This is a genomic window from Psychrobacter sp. JB193, assembly GCF_002285555.1.
Taxonomy (GTDB): domain Bacteria; phylum Pseudomonadota; class Gammaproteobacteria; order Pseudomonadales; family Moraxellaceae; genus Psychrobacter; species Psychrobacter alimentarius.
This window is the reverse complement of record NZ_NRGY01000002.1, coordinates 190949-205022: the sequence shown is the minus strand read 5'-3', so window position 1 is coordinate 205022 and position 14074 is coordinate 190949. Positions and strand designations below refer to the sequence as shown.

Here is a 14074-nt window from a genome sequence, read left to right as displayed (position 1 = left end):
TTAGTCGCTCGCTACGCGGTCTGTCCTCATTTTCAGACAGGCGATATGTCTGATTAGATGGCTTGCGTTCGCTCAGTCAACCACGCAAGTGCGGCACCGTCCACGCGATCTTTTAACTCTGCAAACACTTGGCGATGATACTGATTGAGCCAATCAGTCTCTACTTGATCCAATAGTGACGGTTCAATCAAACGCGTATCAATTGGGCAGTATGTGATGGTTTCAAAGTGTAAGAAATCACCAAATTCTGTCTCAGTAGGATTGCCGACTGGCGTGTTGATTACCAAGTTTTCAATACGAATACCCCATTTGCCTTCACGATAGAGACCTGGCTCATTACTTGAGATCATACCGACTTTCATGGCACGCTCTTTTGGCGTACTGGCACTATAAGCAATGACTTGTGGACCTTCATGTACGTTTAAGAAATACCCAACCCCATGACCGGTGCCATGACCATAATCCATCTGCGCTTGCCACAATGGTGCGCGGCAAATGGCATCGATTAATGGAGAAGCAATACCGTCTGGGAAATGAGCGCGTGCTAAGGCAATGTGTGCTTTTAATACCGTAGTAAAGTCACGTTTGTGCTCAGCATTGACCGCTCCGATACCGACCACACGAGTAATATCAGTCGTACCATTTTGATATTGTGCGCCTGAATCAATCAGTAACAATCCGCCTTCCCCTTCATTCACATCGAGGTAGCTGAATTTTTCTGGTGTTGCACGGTAATGTGGCAATGCGCCATTTTCATTAAACCCTGCAATGGTCGGAAAACTTGGCGAAACATAATGCGGCTGCTGACTACGTACCTCAATCAGCATACTGTCCACATCCAACTCACTCAAACGCTCACCTGCCTCAAGACGCTGCTCAAATGTCGCAAAAAACTCACACAATGCTGCACCATCTTGACGCATGGCTTCACGCACATGGTCAATATCCGCATCAGATTTCACCGACTTTAACAAAGTACTTGGCGCCATTTGTTCGATAAAACCCACATCATCTGCCATTTTTGATAAGGTGCCGACGGCTACTTTATTTGGGTCTAATAGTAACAAATCTTCTGGCGTCAATGTACCTAGTGCCTCTTGCACAGCCTCATAAGCCGCCAGCGTGATACCGCTTGCGTCCAAATGGTTGGCAATCTCTGTACTGACCTTGCTGTTCTCCACAAACAAGGTGGCACTGTCTTCACTGATGAGCATATGCGCCAAGAATACAGGGTTATAATCGACATCAGCGCCACGTAGATTGGTGAGCCAAGCGATGTCGTCTAAGCTTGATAGTAAATGATGTGTGGCGCCAGCTTCTGCCATACCAGCACGTACCGCAGCCAGTTTGGAAGTAGCAGATTGCGCGACAAACGACGCATCGTGCGAATAGAGTGCAGCATCTGGTAGCGCTGGACGATCTTCCCATATTTCTGCCAGTACATCACACTCAGTGATTAGAGTAATCTCATGAGCATCAAACGCATTTAACAGACGATCTTGCTCAGCGATAGACAAGACATTGCCATCGACGGCGACACTATCGCCCTCGACCAAATGCTCAGCCAACCAATCAATGTGGTTTGGTTGACCAGGAGCGAGTTTTTCTAAGCTAATACCTGTGTCTTGCAATTGGTCAGCTGCGTGTACCCAGTAGCGACTGTCCGTCCAAAGACCTGCAAAATCTGCCGTCACAACCAATGTACCCACTGAACCTGTAAACCCTGACAACCAAAGTCTTGCCTGCCAATACTCTGGCAAGTATTCAGACAAATGCGGATCTGCTGATGGCACGATAATGGCCGTGAGGTCTTGTGCTGTTAAGGTCTGACGTAGAGTTTCAATACGATCATGGATGATTTGTTTATTCATAAATTGCTTCCTTATTAATATTAGATAGAGCGGTGAGGCGACTATGGATAGCCGTCTTATTCGAATCGGACAACGTGCTGCTTGAAATGCGAATAGTCAGTCTGGCAAAAATAGAGATTGTAAACAGGTTTCAATATTCAAAGTCAAATATATAAAAACAGTCAGCACACGATGATTGCCGTTGGATATTATTAGATGTTTGGGCAGAACATAAGCTTTCAATAGCCCATAAAAAATACTGCGCTAATTAAAACAATAAAACGTGCTACAAATCATGGTAACACGTCTCATCAGTTATCACTGCTTTAGGCAATACGTACAATCAGCAGTTGATAAAAGGTGCTATCTAATAGTTAGCTGACTTGATCTGCTTGCTCACTCTTTTTCAGCATATTATTGATAGGTTTGGCCAGTACCAATAGGATAACTGCTGTCACCACCAAAAAGACCGTCATCGTTGTAAATAAGGTCGGTAAACCTTCGATTTTATCAGCAGATACATGACCACCGAAGAAAGCTGCAACCAAGTTACCCATAGCGATAGAGGCAAAGAAAAGCCCCATCATCTGACCTTGCATGCCCTTTGGCGCAAGTTTTGTCATTGAAGACAGACCAACCGGACTCAATGCCAACTCACCAAGTGTCAATAACAACAAACTGCCTACCAACCACAATGGTGATGCCAAACCGCCATCATTGGTCAAAATGCTTTTTGAAGCAAAGATCATCAAGGCAAAACCAGCGGCCGCAAGTAACATGCCAAGTGCAAACTTAGCCATACTACTTGGTTCAAGACCTTTATTAGCAAGCTTAACCCAAACAATGCTGACGATAGGTGCCAAAATTAAGATAAATAATGGGTTCAAAGACTGGAACCAAATACTTGGAATCTCAAAACCTAAAACATTCAAATCGGTATAACGATCAGCGAACAAGTTAAATGACGTTGGCTGCTGCTCAAAACTTGACCAAAATAGCGTTGAGCCAATGATTAGAATAAAACAAATCAGTAAACGCAGTTTATCCGTCTTATCCAATCTTGGTGAGATAAACATGATGGCAAAGTACAATATAACGACCGCTGCAATAATATAGGTCATATACTCTGCGACCATTTGAGGATTGAACGAGATCATACCCGTCGATACCAAAAGCACCACTGCCACTAATAATGCTACAAACCCTGCAACCCAGCGTCCTATATTTTTATAAATACCGTTGGCGTTTTCCCATTCAGCTGTAATGCCTTTGGCGCGTGCATAACGTGTTAAGTTCTTTTGTGCTGCAAAGCGATAGACCAATAGCGATACAAGCATGCCGAGACCACCAACACCAAAACCTGCATGCCACATGCCTTTTTCTTTAAAGACACCTACGATAAGGGCGGCCAGCAACGCGCCAATATTGATACCCATATAAAATAACGTAAAACCCCCATCACGGCGGACATCACCTTTGGGATATAAGGCACCAACCATGACTGAGATACAGGTTTTGAATAGTCCTGAACCCAATACGATACATATCAAACCGACAAAAAACAGCGTCATACCGAATACGGCAGACAGGGCAATACATAAATGCCCAAGGGCAATAATGATACTACCCCACCACAGTGCGCGCTCTTGACCAAGCCAATTATCCGCCAGCCAACCACCTGGCACTGCTGCCAAATATAACGATCCTGCAAAAATACCGTAAATAGCAGAAGCCGTTACTTCATCAAAGCCGAAACCGCCGCTGCCAACCGTCGCTACCATAAATAATACGAGTAAGGGACGGATACTATAATAAGAAAATCGTTCCCACATTTCGGTAAAAAATAGAGAACGCAATGGCTTGGGGTGTCCCATAAAACCATTATCTAATGCTTCCAGTTCAGCAGTCCTCGCCTCTGATTTTGATTCTATGCTCATAACTTTATTCCTTTAAAGACCACTGTAATCATGACCAAGCCTCTGATTTCATCATCAGTAGACCTCTGACTTTACCGTCAGACAGTCATGTAAGCGCGTCATTGTTTCATTTGGTTATACTCAAGTAAAGAAAAAGTTGGCTAGGAATTACACAAATACATACAAAGAAAAACCCGAGCTCACAAAATGAGATCGGGTTTTTTTATGAATACTAACGACAACCATACGGTGTGTTTAGCGTATTGCACTCAAGCTTTAAATAGGGCAAATATCTCGCGCTTCCCTTTAAAGCCTTGACGTTTGAATACGCTTCTAGTGAGGTAAATGTGCAATAAAGCAACTTTTACGACAAGTTCTTTTTTAGAAAATATTACTGTACAGCCGTTGGTGTATCAGTCGTATCGCCTGCATCTAAGTCACCATCTGCTTGCTCAGCCGTTAAATCTGCATCGCCAACCGCTGCTTGATTGACAGTACCAGAGGCTGTCGCTGTACCAGACTCTGCCGCAACCACGGCACTATCACCTTCTGTTACTGGAGTGACGGTCGCATCTGCTGCTGTATCCGTTATTGAGGCATCTGCTGTTGCCGCAGGTGCAGCTGTAGTTTCTGCTGGCGCTGCATCGTCTTCAGCAGCAATTGCTTCAGCTTTATCAGCAGCGGCTGATGCTGCGGTAGTCTCAGCCTTAATATGTTCGCCTGCTGGACGCAAAAATCCAGAAATGCCAATCAATAAGACAATACCTAAAAATAAGGCAATGCCGCACAAAGTATACAGCAGCTCTTTCTTCGGATTGTTGTTGACGATACCTTCTGACATACCTTATCCACCTTGCACAAAATATTTGAAATATTGACCTATTATATCGCAATTTATACTGATTTGTTAAAACCCTTAAGTATTTAAAGGATTTATTATCAACAACTTCTTTCAATGGCCTTTATGATAAATGATAGCGGCCCACTATACCTGCTTGCTAGAACGAACCTGTGCGCTTGATCCTTTGCCAAAATAGCTTAATACCAATAATAACGCGATGATAAATAAGATAGGATACTGACCAAAACGCATAAAGGGGGTATTGCCAACACGCGCTTGAACCTCACCGCGTAATACCGTGCGTTCAAACTGCGGCGCGCGCTCGACAATATGACCTTTATGATCAATGATTGCCGTCACACCCGTGTTGGTTGCCCGCATAAACCAGCGGCCATTTTCAAGCGCGCGCATTTGCACCATTTGTAGATGTTGCAACGGACCGGCTGACGTACCAAACCAAGCATCGTTTGAGATGGTCAATAAAAAGTCCGTACCAATGGCGTTTTTGCGTGTGGTATCTGGATAGGCAACCTCATAACAAATGGCTGATCCCAAATTGTGTCCACGAACGCGCAGCGGTGCCTGTTTATCGCTACCACGACTGTAACTCATGATGTCTTGGCTACCTGCCAGATTCGGCAAAATATCTAACAATCCTTCAAAGGGAATATACTCGCCAAACGGTACCAGACGTTGTTTTTTATAGAGTCCTTCTGCGTCTGCGCCTAGCGCAATGACACTATTGTAAAATGGCGGGTATTTATCGGTACTGGCATCAAACGCTGCTTCATCTTTGTAAGGAATACCCGTGACCCACGTAGTATCCGTCTCATTGGCCATCTTGACCATTTCATTGATAAAGCCAACCGCTTCCGTCTGAAACATAGGGATAGATGATTCAGGCCACAACACAAGATCGCGATCCCATTCGGTACTCGTCAAGTTTGCATAGATTTTGAGCGTTTCTATCTGATACTCAGTGAGCCATTTGAGATCTTGAGGAATATTGCCTTGGATCAGCGACACAGACAAATCTGGCGTGCCTTTTGGCTTCGTCCACTGCGGATTGATTAACCATAACGCAGTACTAATAACCAATAGCGCCAATGATGGAATCATATAACCACTACGGCGACGCAATAGCTCAACCACACTTGCGGCCAATAAGACCGCGACAAAAGAGATGGCAAAAACGCCCGCAACAGGCGCCAATGAGGACAGCCAATACTGCTCGGTAAAGGCATAACCCACAAACAACCACGGAAAACCGGTAAATAACCACGTTTTCATCCATTCTTGCAAAACCCAAAGCGCTGCAAAAGACAGCGGCTGCTTACCGACTACCTTATTGAATGTTAGCGCCATAAATCCATGAAACAACCCCATGCCCAGCCCCATGAGTGCAATCATAATGAGTGCAAGCCATACAGGCGTATTGCCGTAAACGTGAATAGAGGTATAGAGCCAAAAAGCGCCCACGCACCACAGTCCTGTGCCATAAGCCTGACCGATCAAAAAGGCACGTTTGCCATTCATTGCAGGAATTAACAAGGCGTACAAAATAGCAGGCGACACCAGTGCAAGCGGCCAAATATCATAAGGCGCAAGCGCCAAGGTAAATATTGCGCCTGCCAGCCACGCAATCAGTACCGTCACAAGCATTGGTAAGCCTTTTGGCTTATCAGGGTTCAGACGTTTTTGCAAATCAACAGTAGACAGGCGCATAGCAGTTATCCAAAACCATATTTCTCAAAAATTTAAAGCTTTAGTATCGAAGTAATACTCAAGCCAAAGTAGACCGTATCCAGTTTGATACTGTATCTAAAATTAAACCCGCCCATGATACCAGCCTAGCTTACTGAATGGGTAAAATTGCGTAGCAAAATCCCAATTCTAAAAAGAAAAAAAACACGATCGAATCGTGTTTTTTGAGTGTCGCCTGTCGTCTTTTAATCGTTCATCTAGTAACGCATTAATGACTGCCTATCAATATCTGATGATCTGGATTCATTTTGGTCAGCTCTAGGTTTTGGATAAAACGTCCTTCCACATCGGTAATGGTGATTTTCCAATCGTCTATTACCACGCTCTCCCCTTCCAAGTCTCCCACATGACCCAACGCTTGCATGACCAAACCGCCCATGGTATCGACATCGGTATCATCAAATTGGCTTCCAAGCTCATCGTTACAGTCTTCAATCACGGTAGAGGCTTGCACACGCCAAGTGTTGGATTTTTCGGGGTCAGCAATGATGTTATTGATGTCGCTGTCCTCATCAAAGTCATCATGCTCATCGACGATATCGCCGACAATCTCTTCGAGTAGGTCTTCCATTGTGACCACACCACCAAAATTACCAAACTCGTCCACCACAATGGCCATATGTACTTGTGTGCGCTGCAATGAGCGTAACAAGGTATCAGAGCGTGCGGTCTCACTGATATATAACGGCTGGCGCACCAAATCTCTTAGACGTTTGCTGTCAATTTTTTCTTCTTGGTTGCGAACCATATGAACCAGAATAGGAATTAAGTCTTTTGCCAGTAAGATTCCAATGACGGCATCGTCGTCTTGACTGTCAAATACTGGGTAGCGTGAGTGTGTGGTATCAAGGATGATATCCATCACTTCAGAGATGCTGGTACTTTCGTGTAAACCTATCACTTGCGGACGCGGCGTCATGATTTCACGCACTTGAGTCGCTGGCAGATCTAGCACGCCTTCTAACATATCAACGGTATCAGGTTCTAAAAACTGGCGCGAGTCTTGTACCAAACGAACCAGTTCATCACGGGTTTCAGGGGCGGTCGATAGCCAGCGTTTTAAGCCGCGCATCGACCAACTACTCGGGCTGGGAGTGTCGTCAGACATGGTGTTGTGATTTAACCTCTTTAGTTAATGACAATGGTTAATAATGATAAATATAATAAGTAAATAATAGATAACGTGTAGATGGGGACAAACGTCGTGAATAAAACCAATCTTTTATCATTAAACAATAAATAGACCAGCATAAATCAGCTTCACTTTATCGCATGGGTGACTGACATTCAACGACAAATTCACTCAAATTGTATTGTCAGTGTGTTATAAACTTTGCTATGGTCAAAACCTGTGTCTATCAAAGCAATCCTTATGTCGCTACGTTCGTTTTTCTCCCGCCTGTTTAGTTCTCACTCTAATGACCGCCAGTCAAATCATGGTTCACATAGTCGCGTCAGAGAAAACCAAAATCACGGCAAAGAAAACCAAAGCCCTGGTAGAGAAAATAAGGTATTTGGGCATCGACGCAGGTTATCTATATGGCGACACTACATCGTTCAATTTTTTATTGCCCTCACCCTGATATTGTCTGCGATCTGGTTATTGCTGGCTGTTTGGTATCAATTTGGGATAGCCAGCGCCATCACTTGGCTGACAACGGTTGTGGTGGTTGGACTGTTAGCCACATTGCTTGCAGCGCGTTACTGGCCTCAAATTTTTGATAAAACCCTATTTACTAAAAAAAACGCTACCTCGTACCACAATGCAGACAGCCACTCTTACAAAAGCACTCGTGTTAAATGGCTGACAGGGATTTATGCTGCGACTTGGTTTGCAGGGGTTGGTTGGTTTTTGTCTATCGAACCCAAACAAGATCGTGACTGGATGGCTGAAGTCAGTCAGCGGGTAGATTATAAGCGTGATGCCGCCAACCCTGATTTAATTACGCTCACCAACGTCCGTAATTTTGATTGGCGTACAGATACCGAAGCAACGGCGCATTGGGAAACGCGCACGGTCGATTTGTCCAAGCTGTCTGGTGTTGATGTGACCAACTCTTATTGGATGGGACCACTCATTGCCCATACCTTGGTCAGTTTTCGCTTTGAGAATGATAAACCACTTGCCTTCTCGTTTGAGATTCGCAAAGAGAAAGGCGAATCTTTTTCTGCGTTGGCAGGATTTTTTAGGCGTTATGAGTTAAGCCTGATTGCCGCCGAAGAGCGCGACATTATTTATACTCGTAGTAACGCCCGCGGTGAGCAAGTGTATTTGTTTCCTGTCAGTCATTTGCAACAGCATGAGGTGAGATCGTTATTTGAAGCTTATTTGACTGCTGCTGATGACCTAAATGCTGCGCCCGACTGGTACAATACGCTGCTCAGTAACTGTACCAATATCATTTTTTATATGGCACGTATTGTTAGTGGCGATCGCCTGCCATGGGATTATCGAATTTGGGTATCAGGTTGGCTACCCAATTACCTATATGATGTCGGTATGTTAGATGCAGCGCCCGAAAATGACAATCAGCCTTGGTCGATGGACACATGGTATGAACGCACCCACATTAATCCAAAAGCACTCGGATTTGATAATCAATCTGGTGCCACATCTGATGATAATGGCCGTGCGTTTTCTCAGCAGATTCGTCAAGACATTCCTATTCCCCCACTTGCCGATTCGCAAGCATCTGCTGAGGCAAATGCACAATCTACCGCTCAAATTTCTCAATAATATCGCTAGGTTTGGTATGGGGCTTGGATGTCATGATTAGGTATAGTGAAAAATAATGGGAGAGTAGTAACAGAAAAGTCATGCAGGTTAAGGGTTTACCCAATTGACCACTCGCATCTCCATCTCTTCATCACTCATGCCCGTTTCGCTCACGCAGCGCCCAGCCACACCAACGTTGGCAGCACGCATTTGCTGCTGTGTGAGCACTGCATCCCCGGTCAATAACAAATGCCAAATTGGTAACGTCTGCCCTTTATACAAGCGCTTATAGGCACAGTGTGATGGCAGCCACATCATGCTTGGCAAATTTTCCATGGTCAACTGAATACAATCTGGTACGTGCTCTTGGCGCGTGGCGTAATGCTGACAATAGCCCGTCGCACAATCCATCAGCTGGCATGTCACATCGGTATATTCAACCAACGCTTCATCCACATCGCCATTTTCGTCTTCATCAATGTACTTAATCAAGCAGCAACTGCCACAGCCATCGCACAAGGCCTCCCACTCACTGTGATTCAACTCGCTCAATGCAAATCGCGACCAAAACTCTGGACGCAAGGATGCAGTGGCTTTGGTTTCAGGAAACAAAGTCACAGATGGTTCTACCTGCATATTTGGCTGAGCACCTGAGTGAGGGTTTGATAAAAACTCTGATTCAGTAGTCGAATTGGTATTGTCTTTGTTTAACAAATTGATAGTCATAAATGTGCAGTAGCATTTTGATAAAGAGCGTTACAGTATTATAGCTGTTTTTGCTTGTCATGGGCGTTAAGGTAGTAAAAGTAAAAAACGAGACACTATAAATAATATAGATAACCAAAACTCATAACATAAAAAAGGACAATAATATGTCAATCAAGACTTTTGAATTAATCAGCACAACCGAAAACAATGTTGAACTTATCAGCTATGTTGCGCTCCCAGAAAACGCCTCTGACGATCATCCCGTTGCTGGTGTTTTAGTTGCTCCAGAATGGTGGGGAATCAGCGATCATACAAAATCAGTGGCCGAGCGTTTAGCCAAAGCTGGTTATGCAGCAGTGGCTATGGATGTTTATGGTGAAGGCAAAATTACTACTGATGCGTCCATGGCAAACATGTGGATGGAGCAAGTAACTGCCGATCAAGACATGCTAATGGCGCGCTGCCGCTTGATTCTCAATGATTTTAGCGACCAACTGGCAGTCGATGGTAATAATTTGGGCGCAATTGGTTACTGCTTCGGCGGTAAAATCGTACTCGATATGGCACGCGAAGCCATGCCATTAAAAGCCGTCGCCACTTTCCATGGTAATCTATCAGCCAAGCAGCCAGCAGATAAAAACTTCACAGCAAAAGTATTGGTTGCTCATGGTCGTGATGATTCAATGGTGTCTATGGACGCGGTTGAAGGTCTAAAATCCGAACTAGATGCTGCTGATGTTGATTATACAATTGATGTCTATGACAATGCCAAACATGGCTTCACCAACCCGCATGCAGACGAAAAGGCTGCCAAAAATGAGATAGATCTTGGCTACAATGAAGCGGCTGCCAAGCAAAGCTGGGAAAACATGCTTGAGTTCATGAAAACCAACTTGGCATAATTTTCGCTCAAGCATATAAAACAACTGCTTTGTAATATTAGAGCCAATAAGAAATCCATGAGAGGTCAGCTTAATCATTAAGCTGACCTTTTTTTATTAGTATCAATTTTTTATTGCTGTCCGTCATTCGAGGATTCAAGTGACATAGGCAGGCTTGTACTTCTCAGTAAATAGCGTCATTATCCCTTTATTATGAGACAGATTGAGTGACGATGATGTTATATCTCTTGATAACGCAGCTGGGCTGGTTGGCTTTTACGGCTTTACTGATTGTGGTTGTCGCGTTATATAGTAGGATAAGTCAGCAAGTCAAGCAGCTACGCCGCGATGTATTAAAACTACAAATAGCGCTTGAGCAACAAAAAACGCGTGATACAACGTCTGCGCACGCTGACTTAGCTGATAAAAAAAATAGAGACGATGGCTCTGTTGCAAACAATTACATTGATAACCCTTTTCTTAATCAACAAGACTTATCCGTAGATAGCTCTGCTAAGCCACCTACATGGCCACCATCTCGCCCAACCATTGCTACAACCGATCTTGCATCATCTACTTCTAGTGCTGATTCATTAGACAGCAGTCCGTTAGTCAACGATCAATCCGCCACAACAGCCACAGCAAAAAATAGAGAACTGACCTCGCCCATAGAACCTGATGAGCGTTCATTGCCAATGGTCACATCGTTGATTCATTCTATTAAAAATTGGTTTTTTGGTGGGAATTTAGTCGTACGAGTTGGCGTCTTGGTATTGCTGGTGGGTGTAGTGTTATTGCTAAGGTTATTGAGCGAATATATTGAGATTTCTATTGCGACTAAGCTCATGGCAATTGGTGTTGCGGGGCTTGGATTGGCAGGACTTGGCTATAAACTGACGGCCAAACGGTTTTCTTATGGGATTACCTTACAAGGCACAGGTCTCGCGATTGCTTATCTGAGTACCTTCTTTGCTTATAGCGTTTATCAAATTCTTCCGAGTATACCAAGCTTTATTGGACTCGGCGTATTATCAGCTGTCACTATTGCATTGGCAGTTCGGCAAAACGCTTTTCCGCTTGCATTACTGGCATTGTCTGGTGGGTTTTTTGCCCCTATTTTGACCAGTGAAGACACAGGCAGCTTGGTGGTATTATTCAGCTATTACCTTTTATTAAATGTCACCATCGCGGTGATTGCTCATTATCGACCTTGGAAAATATTGAATCTGTTTGGGGCGGGCGTGACCTTTGGGCTGGCCTACTATTGGGGCATAAGTGAAAATTTAACAGCTGTCATTCAATCACAGCGCTGGTCATTGGTGCTGCTAGTCGCGTTACACTGGCTTCTATACCTCTTCGTCGTCATTCGCTACGCGCAGCAAATTATCAGCTATAACACCTCCAATGAATCTGCATTCAATAGCACTCACCCAACCGATGAGCCAACAGACACTCTAAAAAATTCGGATAAGGAACAGACGACGTATCTGTTTCCTATCGATACAGGCTTATTATTTTCCGTGCCTCTGCTTGCTTTTGGATTGTTTGCGGCCTTACTAGATGATATTCCCAATGCTTTATCGATGACCAGTACAATCTTTGCGGCTGTTTATTTTGGTTTGGGGTGGATATTTATCAAGCGCAGTCAGCGTTATGCCTTAATTACAGAAGGCATGTTGGCACTTGGGTTTGGGTTTTTAGCATTGGTCGTGCCTTTGGTGCTTGATGCAGAATGGATTGCTTTTGGTTGGTCCATACAAGGACTGGCACTGGTTTGGTTTGGTAGGCGCTCATTACGCGCATGGTCCGTATTGTTTGGTCTATTATTGCAGCTTATTAGCATTGGCATGCTTGTGACGACAGCCGTATTTACGGGTAAAGACTATCCTGTATTGGCCTTGAGTATTTCGGCACTCAGTTATCTGGCGACTGTTTTTATCTTACGCGCCAGCAACTCACCGACGGTATTCACTGTCAAATCTGACAACGCATCAGAACCTGCGTCAGCTACTATCTCTACTTATGCTGATTCTTTAGGCATCAGCACAAGTGCCGCTCACCAATGGTTGCGCTCAATCGATAGTCAAAGCCAAGTATTCAAATTTGTGTGGCACAGTCCTAAAGTAATCTCATTTTTGACCTTTACGGCAGTGGTCTGGATGCTATATGTTTTGATGGTTGATTGGGATCATTGGTTTGATATTTGGCAGTCCACAACAACGCTCATGGCGCTAGCCGCGCTCATAAGTGTGTCGGCTTATTGGCTGATTGATCGGTATCAATCATGGTCAGAGATTAGACATCTGAGCCGCTCGTTATCATGGCTGTTTTATGCGATGTTGGTACTACAACTGCCGCAGAAGTTTGAGCAGGATTTACTGTGGACGACAACACAATGGCTGGTGTTTGCAATTCTAGTAGCTGGTTGGTTGATTGCCGGTCAGCTTTGGTTAAAGACGTGGCATGCTGCTGGTGATATATCACGCTATTCTGAAGCAAGTTGGCTTGGCACAGGGATCTTACTTATCGCAGCTGGCGCTCACTATGGACTACCCGACTCTGATGGCGTCATGGCTCTCTTAATCCCTGCTGTTTTAATATTGGCAGGATTGTGGTTCGGCTATCGCTCTATTAATAATTATTCTGGTAATAATCGTTCTGACAATAATCATAAGCAAGATACGCAAGTAAATGATGTGCAGCCTCACGGATGGTTGTACTGGTTTGATTTGCAACAGGCTCTATTCAACTGCGCGGCTGTTTTCACTCCGATTGCATTACTTTGGGTCATTATCACCAACTGGTCGTATGATGGTGTGATTTGGAATTTGCCCTATTTCTCACTGTTGAACTTATATGATGTCACCTCGTGGCTGATACTCTTGACTGGTTTTAGTCTGTATTACCTGTACCAACATCGCCACGCTGACCCTTTAACTGCCTCAAATACGATTGCCAAACGCCAGCAAATATTAACCACGGAAAATTTGCTCATTATCTTGGGATTGATCAGTTTTTGGCTGATATCTAGTATGTTAATCAGAACGCTACATGCCTTTATTGGTACACCACTGTGGGACGGCGCTCAGGGCGGCGCATGGAACAGCGAGCAAGTGCAGACAGGGCTGACGATTTTATGGACACTCCTCGCATTGGTTGCCACCATTATTGCCAGTCGCTACTGGCAACGCGCACTTTGGTTTATGGGGATTGGGCTACTCGGCATTGTCGTACTCAAACTGGTCTTGGTCGATTTGTCACAGACCGAAGCGATTTGGCGGGTAATATCTTTCCTTGGCGCGGGCAGTTTAATACTATTGATTGGATATTTGGCGCCACTGCCACCAGCCGATAAAGAGCAAGTGTAGTCAACCCAATATAACTATAGTGCTGCCAAC

General features: G+C 44.5%; 9 protein-coding genes. 3 read left to right on the top strand and 6 right to left on the bottom strand.

The window, feature by feature from the left end; genetic code table 11:
• Positions 1-53: 53 nt before the first annotated feature.
• The 5 genes from CIK80_RS08625 to CIK80_RS08605 form a co-directional block, all read right to left on the bottom strand.
• The gene (locus tag CIK80_RS08625; protein WP_095569687.1) at positions 54-1871 is read right to left on the bottom strand and encodes an aminopeptidase P family protein; all 1818 of its coding nucleotides are present in this window, start codon (positions 1869-1871) and stop codon (positions 54-56) included.
• A 353-nt stretch (positions 1872-2224) separates the two neighbouring features.
• On the bottom strand, positions 2225-3787 hold the full coding sequence (locus tag CIK80_RS08620; protein ID WP_062845590.1) for a peptide MFS transporter: 1563 nt from the start codon (positions 3785-3787) through the stop codon (positions 2225-2227).
• A gap of 370 nt (positions 3788-4157) precedes the next feature.
• A complete protein-coding gene (locus tag CIK80_RS08615) occupies positions 4158-4607 on the bottom strand; it encodes a hypothetical protein (RefSeq protein ID WP_095569686.1) in 450 nt (149 codons plus the stop codon).
• 144 nt (positions 4608-4751) lie between these two features.
• Positions 4752-6332, bottom strand: a complete 1581-nt coding sequence (gene lnt, locus CIK80_RS08610) for an apolipoprotein N-acyltransferase (protein WP_095569685.1) — start codon at positions 6330-6332, stop codon at positions 4752-4754.
• 247 nt (positions 6333-6579) lie between these two features.
• The gene (locus tag CIK80_RS08605) at positions 6580-7479 is read right to left on the bottom strand and encodes a transporter associated domain-containing protein (RefSeq protein WP_062845593.1); all 900 of its coding nucleotides are present in this window, start codon (positions 7477-7479) and stop codon (positions 6580-6582) included.
• Positions 7480-7743: 264 nt separating this feature from the next.
• Between CIK80_RS08605 and CIK80_RS08600 the strand changes: the two genes are divergently transcribed.
• Entirely contained in the window at positions 7744-9108 is a 1365-nt protein-coding gene (locus tag CIK80_RS08600) for a DUF4105 domain-containing protein (protein WP_095569684.1), read from the top strand.
• Positions 9109-9195: 87 nt separating this feature from the next.
• Here CIK80_RS08600 and CIK80_RS08595 read toward each other — a convergent pair whose 3' ends face one another.
• Positions 9196-9723: a YcgN family cysteine cluster protein gene (locus CIK80_RS08595; protein ID WP_257011775.1), complete on the bottom strand. Its 528-nt coding sequence runs from the start codon at positions 9721-9723 to the stop codon at positions 9196-9198.
• A gap of 236 nt (positions 9724-9959) precedes the next feature.
• Between CIK80_RS08595 and CIK80_RS08590 the strand changes: the two genes are divergently transcribed.
• Together CIK80_RS08590 and CIK80_RS08585 are read left to right on the top strand one after the other, a co-directional pair.
• Positions 9960-10697: a dienelactone hydrolase family protein gene (locus CIK80_RS08590; RefSeq protein WP_095569682.1), complete on the top strand. Its 738-nt coding sequence runs from the start codon at positions 9960-9962 to the stop codon at positions 10695-10697.
• Positions 10698-10909: 212 nt separating this feature from the next.
• On the top strand, positions 10910-14044 hold the full coding sequence (locus CIK80_RS08585) for a DUF2339 domain-containing protein (protein WP_179288359.1): 3135 nt from the start codon (positions 10910-10912) through the stop codon (positions 14042-14044).
• The last annotated feature ends 30 nt before the right edge of the window (positions 14045-14074 follow it).

Excerpts from the sequence above, each read along its gene's own strand:
- CIK80_RS08620 (WP_062845590.1), bottom strand. The coding sequence starts at position 3,787 with ATGAGCATAGAATCAAAATCAGAGGCGAGGACTGCTGAACTGGAAGCA.
- CIK80_RS08600 (WP_095569684.1), top strand. The coding sequence starts at position 7,744 with ATGTCGCTACGTTCGTTTTTCTCCCGCCTGTTTAGTTCTCACTCTAAT.
- lnt (WP_095569685.1), bottom strand. The coding sequence starts at position 6,332 with ATGCGCCTGTCTACTGTTGATTTGCAAAAACGTCTGAACCCTGATAAG.
- CIK80_RS08605 (WP_062845593.1), bottom strand. The coding sequence starts at position 7,479 with ATGTCTGACGACACTCCCAGCCCGAGTAGTTGGTCGATGCGCGGCTTA.
- CIK80_RS08585 (WP_179288359.1), top strand. The coding sequence starts at position 10,910 with ATGATGTTATATCTCTTGATAACGCAGCTGGGCTGGTTGGCTTTTACG.
- CIK80_RS08615 (WP_095569686.1), bottom strand. The coding sequence starts at position 4,607 with ATGTCAGAAGGTATCGTCAACAACAATCCGAAGAAAGAGCTGCTGTAT.
- CIK80_RS08625 (WP_095569687.1), bottom strand. The coding sequence starts at position 1,871 with ATGAATAAACAAATCATCCATGATCGTATTGAAACTCTACGTCAGACC.
- CIK80_RS08590 (WP_095569682.1), top strand. The coding sequence starts at position 9,960 with ATGTCAATCAAGACTTTTGAATTAATCAGCACAACCGAAAACAATGTT.
- CIK80_RS08595 (WP_257011775.1), bottom strand. The coding sequence starts at position 9,723 with ATGCAGGTAGAACCATCTGTGACTTTGTTTCCTGAAACCAAAGCCACT.